The sequence below is a fragment of the Klenkia sp. AC732 genome, assembly GCF_979256525.1.
On the sequence record NZ_CEEDOS010000038.1, the window covers coordinates 1 to 17,923 of the forward strand.

The following is a 17,923-nucleotide window of genomic DNA, read 5'->3' on the forward strand; positions in this document are numbered from 1 at the left end:
ACGGACTCTGATCAGGGACCCTGATCAACGCTCCTCGGGCGGGGGCTGGCGGGCGGGCGGGGGCGGGGGCGGGCGGGCGTGGGGCGACGGGCTGCGGGCGGCGGGCGACGGGGTCAGTCGGTGAAGACGGCGGTCAACGCGCGGGCGACGTCGGTGTGGTGGCGGACCAGCCGGATCCGGCCGCGGCCCCTCCTGGCGAGGTCGCGGCCCAGGTCGACGTCGTCCTCGCCGGAGGTGTCCAGCAGGACGTCCAGGCGGGGCAGCCGGGCGGCGGCGGTCCGCGGGTCCGGGCCGGCGTTGTGCACGCAGTCGCTGAGCAGCAGCACCCGGGCGTCGCGCTGGGGCACCCCGGCGAGCAGCCGGCCCGCCGTCTCCAGCGCGAAGGACACGTTGGTCAGGCCCTGGGTGGGCACCCGGAGGAGCAGGTCCAGCACGCCCAGCGGCTCGACCGGGGCGCCGAGGGGCACCAGCACCGCCGCGTCGGACCAGAAGGCGACGACGGCCAGCCGGTCCCGGCCCAGCTCACCGGCCAGCGCGCCGACGGTGGCCGCCGCGGTGCGCAGCCGCTCCCCCTTCATCGACCCGGAGACGTCGACGACGAGCACCACCGAGCGGGTCCGGCGGAGCCGCTCGCGGACGACCACGTCGTCGTCCTCGGGCAGCGGGGTGCCGGCGATCGCGTCCAGCGTGCGTTCCAGGTCCAGCTCGTCGGAGCCGCCGGTCCAGCGCTGGGAGGTGAGCTCTCCGACGCCCCGGCGGGAGCGCCGGTCCCGCGGCGGGCGGGGCACGGCGAGCCGGCGGGCGATCTGCCGGGCCCGCTGCCGGGTGCGCGCGTCGGCCTCGGACTCCACCGACAGGTCGGCCAGCGCGATCAGCTCGGCCGGCTCGTCCGTCGTCCCGGGGCCGGAACCGCCGCGCTGGGCGGCGGTCTGCCGTTGCCGGCGCCGGTCCCCCGAGGACAGCGCCAGCCCCGAGCCGCCCTTGGACGGCTCGTACGTCGAGGGCTGTTCGGTCAGCTGCTTGGGCCGGCGGCGCAGCGGCGTGGTCCCGCGGTGCTGTCGAGCGCTCCCCGGCCGGTCGCGGCGGGTGACCGGGGAGTCGGCCTCGACGGTCCTTCAACCCGGCTCGGCCGCCGCGGGCTGCAGCAGGAAGTGGTCCTCCCAGATCTCCCGGAGCACGCCCTCGGGGGTCTGCTCGGCGATCTCGTCCAGGTGCACCCGGCCGCTGAGCGCGACCAGCACCGCGTCCCAGACGACGCCGGTGTAGTCCGCCGGCAGGTCCCGCGGCGGGGCGACGTCGGGGGCCGGGGGCAGCACGACCCCGCGCATCGCGGCCAGCTGGGCGGCCACCAGCGCGACGTCGATGGCGCCGCGCACCGAGCTGCCCTGCCGGACGTCGTCCCGCTCCCGGGTGGCCCGGGTGAGCGCCACCGCGTCGGCGACGAGCCGGGCCGAGCCGACGCCGGTGCGGCGGGCGACGATGCCGCGCTCGGCGTCGGCGTCCTGGTAGTCGACCGCCAGCCGGCACATCCGGTCGGACACCGAGGTGGGCATCCGCGTCGTCCCGACGGCGTCGTAGGGGTTCATCGAGGCGACCACCCGGAAGGTGGGCAGCGCCTGCACGGTGCCGACCGTGGGCACGGTGATGGTGCGCTCGGCCATGGCGGTGAGCAGGGTGTTCAGGGTGTCCTCGGGGGCCCGGTTGAACTCCTCGACGTAGAGGAACCCGCCCTGCCGCATCGCCTCCACCAACGGCCCGGGCACGAAGTTGTCCGCGGTGTAGTCCTCGCGGAGCACCCGGGCCGGGTTGTGGTGCCCGACCAGCCGGGTGGGCGTGAGGTCGGCGTTGCCCTCGACGAGCAGCAGCGGGATCCCCCACTCGCCGGTGATGGCGCGCAGCAGCGTCGACTTGGAGGTGCCGGGCGGGCCCTCGATGAGGACGTCGCGGCCGGCGGCGACGGCGGCCAGCAGCAGGTCGGTCTCGCGTTCGCGGCCCACCAGGTGGGTGGCGACGCGGTCGCGGACGGCGCGGACGTCGGCGGTCGCCGACGTCGTCGTCCGGTGGTCCAGGTCCATGTCGTCCCGTCGTGAGGGGGGCGGCCGGGGGTGTCCCCGGCCGCCCCGGTGGTCACTTGACCGTGTAGCCGGCGTCGACCGGGAGGGTCACGCCGGTGATGTAGCGCGCCTCGTCGGAGACCAGGAACAGGACCGCGTTGGAGATGTCGACCGCCTCCACCCACGGGACCGGCAGCGCGTTGGTGGACTCGAAGACCGGCGCGGCCTTCTCCCGGGTCGGCGACGGGTCGTCGGGCGCGAAGAGCCCCCAGGTCTTCTCGTTCTGGATCATCACCGTGTCGACCCCGGTGGGGTGCACGCTGTTGACCCGGATCGAGTGCTGGGCGAACTCGTTGGCCAGCGTCCGCATCACCCCGACGACGCCGTGCTTGGCCGCCGTGTAGTGGATCGTGTTCGGGGTGCCCTTGAGGCCCGCCGTCGAGCTGGTCAGCACGATCGACCCGCCCCGGCCGCCCTCGATCAGGTGCGGCAGGGCCACCTTGCAGGTGTTCCAGACGCCGGTCAGGTTGATGTCGATCATCTCCCGCCAGGCCTCGTCGGTGAGCTCCAGCGCGGGCTGGATCTCGAACACCCCGGCGTTGCCGAGCACGATGTCCAGCCGGCCCAGCTGGGCGACGCCGTCGTCGACCGCGGCCTTCATCGCCGCGGAGTCCCGGACGTCGGCCTTGGTGGCCACGATCCGCCGGTCCAGCGCCTCGACCTGGCGGACGGTCTCCGCCAGGTCCTCCTCGGTGGCCGGCGGGTACATGCCGATGCTCTCGATCGGCCCGCAGACGTCGACGGCGATGATGTCGGCGCCCTCCTGGGCCAGCCGCAGCGCGTGGCTGCGGCCCTGGGACCGGGCCGCACCGGTGATGAACGCGACCTTGCCCTCGACCCTCCCCGTCACTTCTGCACCGCGCCGGCGTCGACGGGCAGCTGGACGCCGGTGACGTACCGGGCGTCGTCGCTGACCAGGAAGAGGATCGCGTTGGAGATGTCGACCGGCTCGACCCACTCGATCGGCAGCGCGTTCATCGTCTTGAACGACTCGGCCGCCTCGTCCCGGGTGACCTCGGACTTGGGCTTGTCGGGCCGGAAGAGCCCGTAGGTCTCCTCGTTGTGGATCATGTCGGTGTTCACCGACGTCGGGTGCACCGAGTTGACCCGGATCATGTCCGGGGCGAACTCGTTGGCCATCGTCTTCACCAGCCCGACGACGCCGTGCTTGGCGGCCACGTAGTGCGACAGGTTGGCCAGGCCCTTGATGCCGGCCGTGGACGAGGTCAGCACGATCGCGCCGCCCCGCCCGCCGGCCCTGATGTGCGGCACCGCCGCCCGGACGGCCTTGAAGACGCCGGTCAGGTTGACCGCGATCATCTCGTCCCACATGTCGTCGGTCAGCTCCTCGACCGGCGCGAACGTGGCGATGCCGGCGTTGGCCAGCACGATGTCCAGCCGGCCGAGCTGCGCCACGCCGTCGTCGACCGCGGCTTTGAGTGCCGCGGAGTCCCGGACGTCGGCGACGCTGGCCACGATCCGTCGGTCCAGCGCCTCGACCTGCCGGACGGTCTCCGCCAGGTCCTCCTCGGTGGCCATCGGGTAGCCGACCGACCCCATCTGCGTGCACAGGTCGACCGCGATGACGTCGGCCCCCTCCTGCGCCAACCGGATGGCGTGGCTGCGGCCCTGACCGCGTGCCGCACCGGTGATGAAGGCGACCTTGCCCTCGAGCTTGCCCATCGGTTCGTTCCTCTCGTCGGGTCCCCCGCTGCGTGACTGAGCGCGGTCCGACCCAGCGGAGGTCGGACCGTCAGGGCCCCTGCGGGGCCGCGGCCACCGGCCGCCCGGTTCGCGGCTTCCACGCCGCGGGGCCGCGGAGGTACCAGGGCTTGCTGACCGGGAGCGACTCCAGCGCCGGGGTGGGGCTCACGCGTCCACCGCCTCCCGGTCGGAGACGGCGAGCGCGGCCCGCCGTCCCTCGAGCACGGCGTCGAGCACGGTGCGGGGCGCGACGACGTCCCCGGCGAAGTGTTCGCGTCCCTCGTCGGGCAGCACCCGACCGGGCAGCCGGTGCCCGGCGTCGACGACGGCCGCGCACGGCACCTCGACGACCGCGCCGCTCCACCGGTGCTCCAGCACGGCGACCCCGGCCACCCAGGACCTCAGCAGCACCGCGGTCTCCCGGCGGACCCCGGCCCGGGCCAGCCGGCCGTTGGCGTCGGCCAGGTCGCCGGTGGCCCCCAGCCCCGAGCCGACCAGGTCGTCGGGTGTGGCCAGGGTGACGGCGCGTCCGGTGCCGGCCAGCAGCTCGGCGACCCCGACGCCGACCGGGCCCCCGACCGGGTCGTGCACCAGCACCGGGCCGTCGGGGAGCTGCCCGCCGGCGAGCACGTCGGCCGCCGGGACCGCGCCGGGGACCACGGGGACCCCGGCCTGCCCGCCGGTGGCGACGACGTCGGCGTCGTCGGTGCGGCCCTCGGTGACCGTGACCCCGAGCCGGGCGCACTCGCCGACCAGCCAGTCCGCGAAGTCCTGGAATCGTTCCCGCCCCGGGGCTGCGGCGACCACGGGGAGCAGCCCGCCGACCGCGGGGGCCACCACCTCGACGTCGTGCCCGCGTAGAGCGAGCACCCGGGCGGCCTCCAGACCGGCCGGACCGGCCCCCGCGATGACCACCCGGGGACGCGTCCCGGGGTCGGCCACGTCGACGTCGGGCTCGGTGGTCTCGTGGCCGCTGCGCGGGTCGACCACGCAGCTGACCGGCGGGTTGCGGGTGTCCAGCACCTGACAGGCCTGGTTGCACAGCAGGCACGGCCGGGGACGCCGGCCGGCGCGGACGGTGGCCACGAGGGTCGCGTCAGCGATCTGCGCGCGGGTCATCTCCACCGCGGCGTACCCGTCGGCCAGCAGCTCCTCGGCCCGGTCGACGTCCACGACCGAGCCCTGCGCCACGACCGGGGTCGGCCCGGCGGCCGAGACGAGTCCCACGTGGAACGCCGGGACCCGGTGCGCGGTGGGCCGGTACGCGGCCAGGTCCAGCGCACTGCCGCGGACCAGGGTGAGCAGGTCGACCAGCGGGGCCAGCTCGGCGACCAGCGCCAGGCACGAGGACGGCGTCAGCCCGGCCCAGGGCGCGGACTCGTCCACCGAGAGCCGCAGCGCCAGCACCCGGTCCGGGCCCTGCGCGGCGCGGACCGCGGCCAGCACCTCGCGCAGCAGCAGCGACCGGTCGGCGCCGTGGGCGTCGGTGCGCCGGTTGGTCAGCCCGGAGAGAAACTGGCGCAGCAGGGAGCGCGGCCCGGCGTCGACCTCGACGCCGTCCAGCCCGGCGGCCACGGCGGTGGCCGCCGCCCCGGCGAACCCGGCGACCAACGCACCGAGCGCCTCGTCGTCCAGGGGCTGCGGGACCTCGCGGGTGACCACGTCGGGCACCCGGGACGGGCCCCACAGGGCCGCCCGGGTCCAGGCCGAGGAGCCCTGGCCGCCGGTGTGGGTCAGCCCGGCCAGCACCACGGTGCCGTGCCGGCGGCAGGCGTCACCGACCGCGGCCCACCCCGGCGCACAGGCGGCGGCGAGCGGGGCGCGCTCGGAGGGCTGGTCGGAGGGGTGCACCGACGCCGCCTCCACGACGACGACCCCCGCGCCGCCCACGGCCCGTCGCGCGTAGTACGCGACGTGCCGCGGCGAGAGAGCCCGGCCGGAGCCGAGGTTCGTCTCGTGCGGGCCGAACAGCACCCGGGAGGGCGCCGTCCGACCCGCGAGCGGGAGGGGGTCGGTCAGGCGCACGCGCTACCGGACGTCCAGGCCGGCCAGCGGCGACTCGTCGCAGATCTTCGCGGGCGGGATGGAGGGCATCCCCAGCAGCGTGGGCTGGCCGCGGACGGGACCCTTGTGCGAGTGGTCGATGTGCGACTTGGGCGTGACCAGCTCCAGGTCCCGGGCGGCGAGGGCGTTCTCGCCGTAGCCCTGCACGCACTCGGGGTCGGGCCCGTCCAGCGGCAGGCCGGTGAAGAACTTGGCGGCCATGCAACCGCCCCGGCAGGAGTCGAAGTGCTGGCACTTGGTGCAGGCGCCACCGGTCTGCGGGTTGCGCAGGTCGGCGAAGAGCTCGCTCTGCTGCCACACGGTCTGGAAGCCACCGGGGCTGCGCACGTTGCCGGCCAGGAAGTTCTCGTGGATGGCGAACGGGCAGGCGTAGACGTCCCCGACCGGGTCGATGAGACAGACCACGCGACCGGCGCCGCACAGGTTCAGCCCGGGCAGGGCCTCCCCGAACGCGGACAGGTGGAAGAAGGAGTCCCCGGTCAGCACGTTGTCGCCGTTGGCCAGCAGCCAGTGGTACAGGTCCTTCTGCTGGGCCATCGTGGGGTGCAGCTCGTCCCAGACGTCGGCCCCGCGGCCGGAGGGCCGCAGCCGGGTCAGTCGCAGCTGGGCGCCGTAGGAGTCGGTGAGGGCCCGGAACTCGTCGAGCTGCCCGGCGTTCTCCCGGGTCACCACGACCGAGACCTTGAAGTCCTTCATCCCGGCCTCGGCCAGGTTCTCCAGGGCCTTGATCGCGGTGTCGAAGGAGCCGGTGCCGCGGACCCGGTCGTTGACCGCGGCGGTCGCGCCGTCCAGGGAGATCTGCACGTCGACGTAGTCGGTGCGGGCCAGCTGGGCGGCCCGCTCCTTGTTCAGCTTCACGCCGTTGGTGGAGAACTTGACCCCGACGTCGTGGCCGATGGCGTAGTCGAGCAGGTGCCAGAAGTCCGGGCGGACGGTGGGCTCGCCGCCGCCGACGTTGACGTAGAAGACCTGCATGCGCTGCAGCTCGTCGATCACGCCCTCGGCCTCGGCCGTGGACAGCTCGCGCGGGTCGCGGCGGCCCGAGGAGGACAGGCAGTGCGCGCACGCCAGGTTGCAGGCGTAGGTGAGCTCCCAGGTCAGGCAGATGGGGGCGTCCAGGCCGTACTCGAACTGGTCGATCAGCTTGCCGCCGGTGGGCCGTTGGACCGGGGCGCGCGTGGGGAGGACGGCAGTCACAGCGAGCGACCTTCTTCCGGTTGCTGGTCGGCCTCGGTGCAGGGGCCCACCACGAGCTCGCTCGTGGTGGGGGGCACCGAGGTCCTGATCTCGATCATCTGGGAGCGCGAGAGCGTCGCGAGTGCGGTCACGTAGGCCGGGTGCTGGGCCTCCGGGACGTCGCAGGCGCGCAGCGTGCTGGGGACGTCGGGGTGCTCCTCGAGGGCCTTCACGACCGCGACCAGGGGCACCGACTTCAGGAACGACAGCTTGCGGTTGCCGAAGTGGTAGACCAGCGCGCCGAAGGGCTCGGGGCGCAGCGCCACCGACCGGGACTTCCGCCAGGGCAGCGCGGGGTCGAAGGGGCGTTCGTCAGCGGGGACCGTGACCTCGCCCGCGGCCGGCGTGGCGCCGGCCGCGGGGTCGGTGACGAGTGCGGTGTCTGCCAACGGCTCAGTACACGCCGCACATGCCGTCGATGGAGACCTCCTCCACCAGGGAGTCCTCGACGAGGACCTCCTCGGTGGCTGCAGCCTCTGCGGCGGTGGTCTCGGCGGCCTGCGTCTGCTCCGGCACGGGTGCCTCCTGGTGAGCTGGGTCACTGACTCCCCGGACGCTATGGCACCGAGTGTCACCGGGCAAGAGGGGGCGGCACGGTCGGCGGGTGTCGGCGGCACCGGTGCCCGGGAGCATGATCTGCGCGTGACCGAAGCAGCCGGGGACGCACGCGAGGCCACCCGGGCCCGCATCGAGGCCGCCGCCCTGGAGCTCTTCACCGGCCGCGACTTCGAGACGGTGACCGCCGACGAGGTCGCCGACGCCGCCGGGATCAGCCGCCGGACGTTCTTCCGGCACTTCGCCACCAAGGCCGACGCGGTGTGGGGCGACTTCCACGCCCACGTCGTCCGGCTGGAGGAGCTGCTGGCCGGCACCGACGACGCGCAGCCGGTGCTCGCCTCGATCTGCGCGGCCTACGTCGAGGTCAACGACTACGCCGCCGAGGACCTGCCGCTGCTGCGCCAGCGGATGCGGCTGATCCTCACCGAGCCCGCCCTGCAGGCGCACTCGCAGGTCCGGTACGCCGACGTCGACCGGGTGGTCGCCGAGCACGTGGCCCGGCGGACCGGGGACGACCCGCACTCGCTGGTCCCGCGCCTGGTCGCCACGGCCACCCGGGCCGCGGCGACGACGGCGTTCGAGACGTGGCTCATCGGCGAGGGGTCCCTGGCCGAGGACCTGCACGCCGCCTTCGACCAGCTGGCCGGGGGCTTCCCGGGACTGCGCCGACCGGACTGACCGGACGGGTCAGGCGGGGACGGGCGAGGTCATCGACAGGACCCGGCCCAGGTAGCCGGGCAGCATCCGGCCGACCTGCTCCAGGGACTCCGCCAGCGGGGTGCCGGCGATGACGCGCTGCCGGTGCTCGTGGGCGTGCACCCGGGTGGTGGCCAGCAGCAGGGCCGCGGTCAGCCGGGGGTGCGAGCTGACCCCGGCGGTGGCCAGGTGCCCGGCCAGGGACTCCTCGGCGCGGGTGTGCACGGCCCGCTCGTAGCGGTTGAGCGCCGGCACCGACTCCACCTGCGCGGCCATGTCCAGGTAGGCGGGGTCGGCCAGGCCGCCCAGGTAGCCCACGGAGGCCTCGGTCAGCTGGCGGACCAGCGCCTCGGCCCAGTCCTCACCGGGCGCGGGGCAGGGCGCGGAACCGATCATCACCGCCCACGGCACGCGGTCGGCGAAGAAGAGCTCCTCCTTGCTGGACACGTGGTTGAACACGGTCTGCACGGCGACGTCGGCGGCGCGGGCGACGTCCTCGATCGTGGTGTGCTCGAAGCCGCGGTCCCGGAAGAGCTCCTGGGCCACGGTCACCACGGTGGAACGGGTGCGGGCGCGTTTGCGCTCGCGCCGACCCGGCTCGTCCGTCACACCAGGCTCCCCCCGCGGAGAGTCCGCCCCGGACCACTCGCCGGGACCTGCCCGCACGACTTTAGACCCTTCAGTGCCGCTCCACACCGGTGAAGTCCCGCAGCCCCGCCAGCAGGCGGTCCACGTCGTCGGCGTCGGTGTAGGGCGCCAGGCCGACCCGCAGGCCGCCCGCATCACCCAGCCCCAGCCAGCGGGAGGCCTCCAGGGCGTAGAACGACCCGGCCGGGACGTTGACCCCCCGCTCGGCCAGCGCCCGGTACGCGTCGCCGGCGTCCCGGTCGGCGAAGGTCAGCAGCAGGGTCGGCGTCCGGTGCGCGGCCCGGGACCACACCGTCACGCCGGGCAGCTCGGCCAGGCCCTCCTCCAGCCGCACCCGCAGGGCGTCCTCGTGCTCCTCGAGGGCGGCCATGGCGGCCAGCAGCCGGGTCCGGCGGGGCCCCTCCGGACCGGCGATGCCGGCCAGGAAGTCCACGGCCGCCGTGGTGCCGGCCAGCAGCTCGTAGGGCAGGGTGCCCACCTCGAACCGCTCGGGGACGGCGTCGGTGGAGGGCAGCAGCTTGTCCGGGTGCAGCGTGCCCAGGAACGCGGGGTCGGCGACCAGCACCCCGCAGTGCGGGCCGAGGAACTTGTACGGCGAGCAGACGAAGGTGTCGCAGCCCAGCTCGGTCAGGTCGACCGGCGCGTGCGCGGTCAGGTGCACCCCGTCGACGTGCAGCAGCGCACCGGCGGCGTGCACGACCTCGGCGATCGCGGCCAGCGGCGGGCGGGTGCCGATCAGGTTGGACGCACCGGTGACGGCGACCAGCCGGGTGGCCGGGCCGACCTGTGCGGCGACGTCGACGGCGGTGAGCTCACCGGTGGCCGGGTCGAAGCCGACCCAGCGCACGGTGGCGCCGGCCCGCTCGGCGGCCTGCACCCAGGGCCGGACGTTGGCGTCGTGGTCCAGCCGGGTGACCACGACCTCGTCGCCGGGACCCCAGCCCGCGGACAGGGTGCGGGCCAGGTCGTAGGTCAGCGCGGTGGCGCTGCGGCCGAACACCACCCCGCCGGGGACGCCGCCCACCAGGTCGGCGACCGCCTGCCGGGCGGCCAGCACCACGGCGTCGGCGGTGCGCTCGGCGGCCGTCACCGAACCGCGGTTGGCGATCGGGGACACCAGCGTCGCGTGCACCGCGTCGGCCACCGGCAGCGGCACCTGGGAGCCGCCCGGGCCGTCGAAGTGCGCGGTGCCCGACCGCAGCGAGGGGAACGCGGCCCGCACCGCGGCGACGTCGTAGGTCATGGGCCCAGTCTCACCGGCGGGACACCGCGGCCACCACCCGGTCCGGGCGCACCAGCACCCAGTCCCGGTGCAGACCGGGCCCCAGCGGGGGCAGCGCGGACGCGTCCAGGACCCTCGGCCGGACCCCGCGCGGCAGCCGCGGCCGGGCCCCGGACCGGGTGAGCAGCGCCCACCCCTCGCCCAGCAGGTCGTCGAGGCGGCGGCCGTCGGGCAGGGTCGGCTGGGGCAGCAGCACCCCGACCGGCCCGGCCGGCCCCAGCCGGGGACGGCGGACCAGCGGCCCGCGGCGCAACGCCGGGGTGCGGCTGGCCAGCACCTGGGAGGACAGCCCCGGCACCCGGCGGGCCACCCCCAGCAGCAGCCGGCGCAGCACCGCCGTCCGGTCCCCACCGCCGGTCATCAGCCAGCCCAGCAGCACCGCGAGCCGGACCAGCGCGCGGGCGTGCGGCTCCCGCTCGGCCCGGTGGGTGTCCAGCAACGACCCGTCGGCCCCGGCCAGCACCGCGTCGAGCTTCCAGGCCAGCTGGTGCACGTCCCGCAGGCCCAGCCCCAGGCCCTGCCCGATGAAGGGCGGGGTCAGGTGCGCGGCGTCCCCGCAGAGCAGCACGCGGCCGGCACGCCACCGGGCGGCGACCCGGGCGCCGTAGGCGTACTCGACGGCGCGCAGCACCCGGGTGTCCGCCGCCCCGAAGCGGGCCAGCAGTGCGGGCAGGTCGACGTCGCCGACCTGCTCGCCGTCCCGGAGCCGGAACTCGGCCCGGTACCGGTCGCCGGCGACCGGCATGAAGGTGGCTGCCCGGTGCGGGTCGCAGACCTGGTGCACCCCGGGCCACACGTCCAGCGGGGCGTCGGCCTGCAGGTCGGCCACCAGCCAGCGGTCCGGCCGGCCCAGCGGCACCTCGCCGGCGCCGATCAGCCGGGCGACGGTGCTGCGGGCGCCGTCGCAGCCCAGCACCGCCTCGGCCTCCAGCCGTGCACCGGACCGGTCCGTCACGGTGACGCCGTCCGGGTGGAGCACCAGCCCGGTGACCTCCACCCCGGTGCGCAGCTGCACCAGCGGCCGGCGGGCGACCTCGGCGCGCAGCAGCTCCTCCAGGTCGGGCTGGGAGAACATCGAGGCCTGCGGCCAGCCGTGCACCCCCGCCCCGGGCGCGCGGGCGAACTCGACCAGCACCCGGCCGTCCGCGTCCAGCAGCCGCAGCCCGGCCATCGGACGGCTGACCCGGGCGAAGGCCTCGGCCACCCCGGCGGCCTGCAGCACCCGCACGCACTCGTCGTCCAGGTGCACGGCGCGGGGCAGCCCGTAAGAGTGCTCGTGCTTCTCCAGGACGGTCACCTCGCGGCCCCGGCGGGCGAGCAGCAGGGCCGCGGTGAGTCCCACCGGCCCGGCCCCGACCACCACGATCAACCGGTGACCGCCTGCGGGTGCCGGTAGAGCATCAGCGCGACGTCGTCGTCCTGGTCGTCGCCCAGCAGCTGGTCGACCAGCACCGCGGCCAGCACGTCGGGGGACAGTTCCCGCCCGGCGACGACGGCGGCCACGGCGCGGGCGATGCCCTCGTCCAGCGCCTCGTCCCGGCGCTCGACCAGGCCGTCGGTGTAGGCCAGCAGGCTGTCCCCCGCGGTCAGCCCGACGACGCCCTCGGGCCGCGGCCGCCCCGGGACGACGGCCAGCGGCAGCGACGAGGCGCCCTCCAGCAGGCGGCTCGAGCCGTCGGCACCGACCAGCACGGCAGGCAGGTGCCCGGCGCTGGACCAGGTCAGCGTGCCCGCGGCCTGGTCGACGACGGCGCAGAACACGGTGCTGCAGGTGGCGCCCTCGACCAGGCCGGCGAACCGGTCCAGCGCGCCGAGCACCTGGGCCGGGCCGTTGGCCTCCAGCAGCAGGGCCCGGCCGGCGCTGCGCAGCTGGCCCATCACCGCGGCCGCGGCCAGGCCCCGGCCCACGACGTCCCCGACGACGACGCCGAAGACCCCTGCCGACAGCTCGACGACGTCGTACCAGTCGCCGCCGACCTCCAGCGCCGACGCAGCCGGCTCGTAGCGGACCGCGAAGCCCTCGGGCAGCTCGACCGGGCCCAGGATGGAGCGCTGCAAGGTCACCGACACCTCGGTGGAGAACCGGGCGGCCTCGCGCTCGGCCTCGGCCCGCTCGGCGGCCCAGCGGCGCTCGGCGGCGTGCGCCTGCGCGTCGGCGACGACGGTGGCGACCTGGCCGGCGACCAGCTCCAGGAACGCCCGGTGGTCCTCGTCCAGGCGCAGGTGCGGGTCGACCCCGGCGACCAGCACGCCCACCGGACGGGTCTGCCCGGCGACGACGAGCGGCAGCGCCACGGCCGTGTCCACCGGGACCCGGCCCACCCCCGCCGACGACGTCAGGCCGGGCACCCGGTCGATCAGCCCGGTGACGGTGGTGGCCGTGCCGCTGGTGAGGGCGTCCCACACCCAGGCCTCGTCGGGGCCGGCGGGCAGCCGGGGCACGACGCCGTCGGGGACGGTGTCGGGCAGGCCGGTGGCGGCGGCGAGGTGCGCGCCGGCGCCGTCCTCGTCGAGCAGGTAGACCACCGCGAACGGGACGTCGTCTCCGGCGCCGGCCAGGGCCTGCACGGCGGCGGTCGCGGCCCGGTCGCTGTCGCCGTGCCGGCTGGAGCCGATGGCGCCGAAGGCCTGCAGGGCGGTGAGCCGGCGGGCGGTGAGCACCCGGGCGGTGGTGTCGGTCGTCGTGTTGAGGACCCCGGCCACCCGCCGGACGCCGTCGGCCCCGAGCTCGACGATCGGGGAGTAGGCGAAGGTGAACCAGGTGGCCTCGTCGAAGCCGTGCCGGTGCATGAGCAGCGGCAGGTCGACGTCGTAGGTGGCCTTGCCCTGCAGGACGCCGTGCAGCCGGCCCTGGATCTGGGGCCACAGCTCGTCCCACACCTCGGCGCAGCTGCGGCCCATGGCGGCCGGGTGCTTGTCCCCCAGGATCGGCGCGTAGGCGCCGTTGTAGACCATGGTCAGCTCCGGGCCCCACATGACCAGCATGGGGAACGGGTTGTTCAAGCAGATGCCGACGGCGGTGCGCAGCGTGTCCGACCAGCCCCCGACCGGGCCCAGCGGGGTGGCCGACCAGTCGGTGGCCAGGACCAGCTCGTGCATCGGGTCGCCCTCGCCGACGGAGGTGAAGAGCTGGCGTGTCGCCTCCGGCACACGACCACCTCCCCCGTCAGGTCCGCAGACCGCTCCGGCCCGTTCCGATCATCGTAGGTCCGGTGCCGCGGGTCCCCGTGTGCCGCGGCACCGGCGCGGCGACCGGCCCCGCCGGCCCCGCCGTCCACGCGGGACGACGGGGCCGGGGGGTCAGCCCAGCGAGCGGGCGGTGCCGCGCGGCAGGTCCAGCTCGACCCGGGTGGGCAGCCGCTGCACCTCCAGGGCCTGCCGGGCGTGCTCGAGGACCTGGCCGCTGACGTCGCGGTGCACCTCGGCCGGGTCGACCCGGCCGTCCAGCCGCACCCGCAGGTGAAGCCGGGGCGCCGACGACGTGCCGGACAGGTGCGCGGAGGCCCGGGTGACCCCGGCCAGGCCGGACACCTCGTCCTCGATGGCGCGGGTCAGCGCGGCGCCCTCGAGCATCGTGCGACCGGTGGTGGCGTCGTCGTCCAGGCGGAGCCGGGCGAGCCGGTCGGTGCGGGCCTGGGCGACCAGCCACCAGCCGCTGAGCACGGCCACCAGCAGGGCGACCACCCCGACGACCGGCCAGAACCAGCCCATCCGGGCGACGTCGTCCACGGCCGGGTCCACGACGGTCCGGTCGGCCTGGCCGGCACCCAGCACGCCCAGCCCGAGCAGCAGGGTGGCGACGCCGGCCGCGGTGAGCAGCAGGCCCAGGACGGTGAGCACCGTCCGGTTGGTCCGCACCGCACCGGGGGTGCGGGTGACCGGTGCGAGGGCCGCGGGGCGGCTCATGCCGACACCCGCCGCAGGTCGACGTGCAGCGTGGGGCCGGCCACCAGGTCCAGGCCGGCGAGGGCCTGCGCGGCCCGGTCCCGGACCTGGGTCTCCAGGTCACCGGTCTCGCGCAGCGCGGTCCGCACGGTCAGCTCCACCCTGCGCCGGCGGACCACGGAGGAGGTGCCGTCGACGCCGGAGAGCCCGGACACCGACTGCTCCAGCGCACGGCCGACGCCGGTGCGGGACACCGCGGTGACCACGTCGTCCTCGGGTTCCCCGTCCAGGACGAGCAGGGTCTTGCGGCGGGGCTTGAGCTCGGCCAGGACGAGCAGCAGGCCGACGGCGACGAGGACGCCGCCGATGGTCAGCACGGCGCCGTCGGACCAGGCGTGCTCGCGCAGCCAGGAGGCGGTGCCGCTGTAGGGCAGGACCAGGTGGCCGGGGCGGCCCAGCAGGCCCTGCACGACCTCGGCGGCCACGACGATGCCGAGCCCGAGGCCCGCCAGCCCCAGCACCAGGGCCAGGACGCGGTCGACGGTGCGCATCAGTGCACCCTCTTCTCTTCGGGGGAGCGCTCCAGGGGGAGCGCGGCGACGTGGACATCGACCCGCGCGCTGCGCAGGCCGACCAGGGAGACCAGCCGCTCGCCCACGTGCTCGCGGACGCGGCGGGTGACCTGGCGGACCGGGGCCGGCCAGGAGACGGACATGTCGATCTCGACGGTGGCCTCGTCGCCGTGCACGCGGGCGGTGACCCGCGGCCGGTCGGCGCTGCTCACCGCGACGCCGAGCACCCGCCGGGCGGTGCCGGTGGCGGCGTCGACCTCGGCGGCGGCCGCTGCGGCGATCCGCTCGACCACCCGGTCGGCGACGGTGGTGCGGCCGCGGTCCGCACGGGGCGCCAGACCGTCGTCCAGCCGGCTGTCCCCGCCGTCGAGGGCCGGGTCGGCCGCGGTGGGGGCGGTCACCGGTCCCGGCGGGATCGGTCGCCGGAGCCCATCAGCGAGGACAGGTCGAGCTGGCCCTCGACGACCTTGCCGGCGACGAAGCCGAGCGCGGCGAGGACGGCGACGAGGACGAAGGCGCCGAAGCCGCCGAAGGCGCCGGCGAGGCCGAGCACCATCCCGACGACGAGGCCGACTGTGCTGGGACGCATGGGTGTCTCCTGGGGTGTGTCGCGGGGGGTCACTGGAGCCGGGTGGAGCGGCGGGAGCGCTGTCGCGCCCGGCGCCAGCGGTGGAACAACCGGGTCGGCGCGCTCCGCAGCCGCCGGGTGGCGACGACGGTCACCGACCCGGGCGGGGTCGGGGTCCGACCGGCCCGGAGGGCGGCGAGCCCGGCCGCGAAGGCCGCCGGGTCGCCGCCGACGTCGGGGTGGTGCGCCCGGACGAACGCCCGCTCCGCCGCGCGCCGGGAGCGCTCGTCGTCGGGGGTCTCGGGTCCGGGGGTGCTCACGGGTGGCTCAGACGCCCGGGGCCGGGGGCCCCGCGGGTGGCACCGGGTCCTCGACGGGAGGTGCCGCGTGGTCGACGTCGTCGACGTGCACGTCGACCCGGGAGCCCGGGGCCGCGGCGGTGACCGCGGTGCGGACCTGCCCGGCGACGTCGGCGACGGGCACGCCGTAGAGCGAGACGACGTGCACCGCGACGTCCGGCGGGCCGTCGGTCTCCCGCACGACGACGCCGGTCACCCGGTCACCGGGCAGGTAGGTCGCCGCGGACCCGAAGGGCCCACCGGAGAGCCGGACCACGCCCGGGCACGCGAGGACCGCCGCGGCGACGACCCGGGGGTCGACACCGCCGACGAGGGCGCGGCCCGGGACGGTCACTGGACCCGGCTGGGCGTGGGCTCGGACTCGTCGCCGTTCGAGGACTCGTCGGAGGGCAGGTGGATGTCGTCGACGGCGATGTTGACCTCGACGACCTGCAGGCCGGTCATCGACTGGATGCTCTGGATGACGTTGCGGCGGATGCCGGCGGCCAGGTCGGCGATCGCGACGCCGTACTCGACGACGACGTCGATGTCGATGGCGGCCTGGGTCTCGCCGACCTCGACGGAGACGCCCTGGCTGACGTTCGGGCCGCCGGAACCCGGGATGCGCTCGCGGATGGCGCCGAAGGCGCGGGCGGTGCCGCCGCCGAGGCGGTAGACGCCGTTGACCTCACGCGCGGCCATGCCGGCGATCTTGGACACGACGGTGTCGGCGATCGTGGTCTTGCCCTGGCTGGAGACCAGCTCGGTGCTGCTGCTGGTGCTGGCGGTCTTCGTGGACTCGGTCATCGGACGTCCTCTCGGTTGCCGGCCCGAGCTCAGGCCGTTCTGTGCTGCTCAGGGGGTTGGAGTCGGCCTGCGCCGGATCCTCACGGCCCGTCCAGGTGACCTGCGTCACTCAGCCAGGTCGGTGACGTGCACGTCGACCTCGACCACGTCCAGCGCGGTCAGCTCGCGCACCCCGGTGACCACCGCGCGCCGGACCGCCCCGGCCAGCCCGGGCAGCGGCACCCCGGGCCGGGCGGTGAGCTGCACGGTGACGACGACCTTCCGGCCGGCGACGCCGATGCCCATCGCGCCGGCCCGCTGCGCCGGGGTGGGGCCCGCGTCGGCGTACTCGGCCCGGACCGCGGCGACCGCCGCCGGGGGCGGGGTGGCCTGCCCGCGGACGTCCCCGACGCCGTCCACGGTCAGCGCGGCGCGGCGGGCGACCAGGGCGACGACCCAGGCGGCGATCCGGGTGGTGCCGTCCCGCTCGGGCACGACGGCGTGCCAGCCGTGGGTGGCCATCACCCCGACGCGCTCCATCACCCGGTCGCCCAGCCCCGTGGGGGGCGGTGCGGGCTCGGCGGCCAGCCCGCGCAGCTCGTCGTCCAGCTCGCGCAGGTCGGCCAGGGCCGCCCGGCAGTGCGGGCAGACCCGCTGGTGCGCGGGGTCCTCAGGCCGCCGCCCGTCGGCGACCTGGGCCACCAGCGCGTCGAGCTCCACGCCGCACGGCAGCACGCCCTCGGACGGGCGCGCACTGCTCCCCGGGGTCGTCACTGCCACCCCCGCATGCTCTGCAACAGGGCCCGGCGGGCCCGCGCGACCCGGCCGCGCAGCGTCGGCTCGGGCACCTCCAGGGTGCGGGCCGCCTCCTCGTAGGACAACCCCTCGAACTGGACGAGCACCAGCGCGGCCCGCTGGTCGAACGGCAGTGCCCGCACCGCGGCACGCAGCGCCTCCGTGCGCGCCGCGGCCACCACCCGCTCCTCCGGGAGATCCCGCTCGGGGACCGGCTCGTCGCCGTCCAGGGGCGCGGTGGGGCGTCGGCGGGTGAGCAGCTGGCGGGCGGCGTTGGTGGTGATCCGGTGCAGCCAGGTGCCGAACGCGGAATCGCCACGGAAGCCGGGCAGCGCCCGCCAGGCCGACACGAGCGCGTCCTGGGCGACGTCCTCGGCGGCGGCGCGCTCGCCGATCAGCCGGTGCGCGACCCGGAACACCTGCTCCTGGTGCCGGGACACCAGCACCTCGAAGGCCGCCGTGGACCCCTGCTGCGCGCGCCGCACCAGGTACTCGTCGTCCAGGTGCCGGCCGTCGGTGAAGACCGCGTCCAGGTCCGCCGGGACGGCGGGGCCGGTGTCGGGGGGCGGTGCCGTCATCAGCACGGACCGGTCCGCTCGAGCACACCCGCCCGGACGCCCGACACGCCCTGCACCTGCCCCGATGCGACCCCTGCCAACCCCCGCGGCCGGGGGCGT

The 17,923-nt window shown here is 76.0% G+C and carries 22 protein-coding genes; 1 reads left to right on the plus strand and 21 read right to left on the minus strand.

Features of this window, described 5'->3' with window-relative positions; all coding sequences use genetic code 11:
* Window positions 1-113: 113 nt before the first annotated feature.
* From AC0IVP_RS16770 to mftA, 8 genes are all read right to left on the minus strand, one after another.
* Window positions 114-851 (minus strand): vWA domain-containing protein, encoded by a 738-nt coding sequence (locus AC0IVP_RS16770; protein ID WP_471757985.1) that lies wholly within the window; start codon window positions 849-851, stop codon window positions 114-116.
* 264 nt (window positions 852-1,115) lie between these two features.
* A complete protein-coding gene (locus AC0IVP_RS16775; protein WP_471757987.1) occupies window positions 1,116-2,075 on the minus strand; it encodes an AAA family ATPase in 960 nt (319 codons plus the stop codon).
* Window positions 2,076-2,127: 52 nt separating this feature from the next.
* Window positions 2,128-2,964: a mycofactocin-coupled SDR family oxidoreductase gene (locus AC0IVP_RS16780; RefSeq protein ID WP_471757989.1), complete on the minus strand. Its 837-nt coding sequence runs from the start codon at window positions 2,962-2,964 to the stop codon at window positions 2,128-2,130.
* Window positions 2,961-3,797 carry a mycofactocin-coupled SDR family oxidoreductase gene (locus AC0IVP_RS16785; RefSeq protein ID WP_471757991.1) on the minus strand — a complete coding sequence of 279 codons (837 nt, stop codon included), beginning with the start codon at window positions 3,795-3,797 and terminating at the stop codon, window positions 2,961-2,963. Before AC0IVP_RS16785 ends, AC0IVP_RS16780 begins: the two co-directional genes overlap by 4 nt.
* A gap of 186 nt (window positions 3,798-3,983) precedes the next feature.
* The gene (locus AC0IVP_RS16790; RefSeq protein WP_471757993.1) at window positions 3,984-5,843 is read right to left on the minus strand and encodes a mycofactocin system FadH/OYE family oxidoreductase 1; all 1,860 of its coding nucleotides are present in this window, start codon (window positions 5,841-5,843) and stop codon (window positions 3,984-3,986) included.
* Between the two features lie 3 nt (window positions 5,844-5,846).
* Window positions 5,847-7,079 carry a mycofactocin radical SAM maturase gene (mftC, locus tag AC0IVP_RS16795; RefSeq protein WP_471757995.1) on the minus strand — a complete coding sequence of 411 codons (1,233 nt, stop codon included), beginning with the start codon at window positions 7,077-7,079 and terminating at the stop codon, window positions 5,847-5,849.
* Window positions 7,076-7,507, minus strand: coding sequence for a mycofactocin biosynthesis chaperone MftB (mftB, locus tag AC0IVP_RS16800; protein WP_471757997.1), 432 nt, complete (start codon window positions 7,505-7,507; stop codon window positions 7,076-7,078). The genes mftC and mftB overlap by 4 nt, the downstream gene beginning before the upstream one ends.
* A gap of 4 nt (window positions 7,508-7,511) precedes the next feature.
* Complete coding sequence (gene mftA / locus AC0IVP_RS16805; RefSeq protein ID WP_471757999.1) at window positions 7,512-7,634, minus strand: mycofactocin precursor MftA; 123 nt, start codon at window positions 7,632-7,634, stop codon at window positions 7,512-7,514.
* 126 nt (window positions 7,635-7,760) lie between these two features.
* Between mftA and mftR the strand changes: the two genes are divergently transcribed.
* Entirely contained in the window at window positions 7,761-8,354 is a 594-nt protein-coding gene (mftR, locus tag AC0IVP_RS16810; RefSeq protein WP_471758001.1) for a mycofactocin system transcriptional regulator, read from the plus strand.
* A gap of 9 nt (window positions 8,355-8,363) precedes the next feature.
* On the opposite strand, the gene AC0IVP_RS16815 is transcribed toward mftR, so the two are convergent.
* From AC0IVP_RS16815 to AC0IVP_RS16875, 13 genes are all read right to left on the minus strand, one after another.
* On the minus strand, window positions 8,364-8,981 hold the full coding sequence (locus AC0IVP_RS16815) for a TetR/AcrR family transcriptional regulator (protein ID WP_471758003.1): 618 nt from the start codon (window positions 8,979-8,981) through the stop codon (window positions 8,364-8,366).
* A gap of 70 nt (window positions 8,982-9,051) precedes the next feature.
* Window positions 9,052-10,263 (minus strand): cysteine desulfurase-like protein, encoded by a 1,212-nt coding sequence (locus tag AC0IVP_RS16820; RefSeq protein WP_471758005.1) that lies wholly within the window; start codon window positions 10,261-10,263, stop codon window positions 9,052-9,054.
* 10 nt (window positions 10,264-10,273) lie between these two features.
* The gene (locus AC0IVP_RS16825; RefSeq protein ID WP_471758067.1) at window positions 10,274-11,665 is read right to left on the minus strand and encodes a bifunctional 3-(3-hydroxy-phenyl)propionate/3-hydroxycinnamic acid hydroxylase; all 1,392 of its coding nucleotides are present in this window, start codon (window positions 11,663-11,665) and stop codon (window positions 10,274-10,276) included.
* Window positions 11,666-11,667: 2 nt separating this feature from the next.
* Window positions 11,668-13,452: a PP2C family protein-serine/threonine phosphatase gene (locus tag AC0IVP_RS16830; protein ID WP_471758007.1), complete on the minus strand. Its 1,785-nt coding sequence runs from the start codon at window positions 13,450-13,452 to the stop codon at window positions 11,668-11,670.
* Between the two features lie 150 nt (window positions 13,453-13,602).
* Window positions 13,603-14,208, minus strand: a complete 606-nt coding sequence (locus tag AC0IVP_RS16835) for a hypothetical protein (protein ID WP_056295495.1) — start codon at window positions 14,206-14,208, stop codon at window positions 13,603-13,605.
* On the minus strand, window positions 14,205-14,738 hold the full coding sequence (locus tag AC0IVP_RS16840; RefSeq protein WP_471758009.1) for a DUF6286 domain-containing protein: 534 nt from the start codon (window positions 14,736-14,738) through the stop codon (window positions 14,205-14,207). Before AC0IVP_RS16840 ends, AC0IVP_RS16835 begins: the two co-directional genes overlap by 4 nt.
* Complete coding sequence (locus AC0IVP_RS16845) at window positions 14,738-15,160, minus strand: Asp23/Gls24 family envelope stress response protein (protein WP_056295498.1); 423 nt, start codon at window positions 15,158-15,160, stop codon at window positions 14,738-14,740. The genes AC0IVP_RS16840 and AC0IVP_RS16845 overlap by 1 nt, the downstream gene beginning before the upstream one ends.
* Entirely contained in the window at window positions 15,157-15,348 is a 192-nt protein-coding gene (locus tag AC0IVP_RS16850; RefSeq protein WP_056295501.1) for a hypothetical protein, read from the minus strand. The genes AC0IVP_RS16845 and AC0IVP_RS16850 overlap by 4 nt, the downstream gene beginning before the upstream one ends.
* Before the next feature lie 29 nt (window positions 15,349-15,377).
* Window positions 15,378-15,647, minus strand: coding sequence for a hypothetical protein (locus AC0IVP_RS16855; RefSeq protein ID WP_471758011.1), 270 nt, complete (start codon window positions 15,645-15,647; stop codon window positions 15,378-15,380).
* 7 nt (window positions 15,648-15,654) lie between these two features.
* Window positions 15,655-16,020 carry an Asp23/Gls24 family envelope stress response protein gene (locus AC0IVP_RS16860; protein ID WP_157519408.1) on the minus strand — a complete coding sequence of 122 codons (366 nt, stop codon included), beginning with the start codon at window positions 16,018-16,020 and terminating at the stop codon, window positions 15,655-15,657.
* Window positions 16,017-16,472: an Asp23/Gls24 family envelope stress response protein gene (locus AC0IVP_RS16865; RefSeq protein WP_056295507.1), complete on the minus strand. Its 456-nt coding sequence runs from the start codon at window positions 16,470-16,472 to the stop codon at window positions 16,017-16,019. The genes AC0IVP_RS16860 and AC0IVP_RS16865 overlap by 4 nt, the downstream gene beginning before the upstream one ends.
* A 105-nt stretch (window positions 16,473-16,577) precedes the next feature.
* Entirely contained in the window at window positions 16,578-17,231 is a 654-nt protein-coding gene (locus tag AC0IVP_RS16870; protein WP_157519409.1) for an Asp23/Gls24 family envelope stress response protein, read from the minus strand.
* Window positions 17,222-17,824, minus strand: coding sequence for an RNA polymerase sigma factor (locus AC0IVP_RS16875; RefSeq protein ID WP_056296545.1), 603 nt, complete (start codon window positions 17,822-17,824; stop codon window positions 17,222-17,224). The genes AC0IVP_RS16870 and AC0IVP_RS16875 overlap by 10 nt, the downstream gene beginning before the upstream one ends.
* Between the last annotated feature and the right edge of the window lie 99 nt (window positions 17,825-17,923).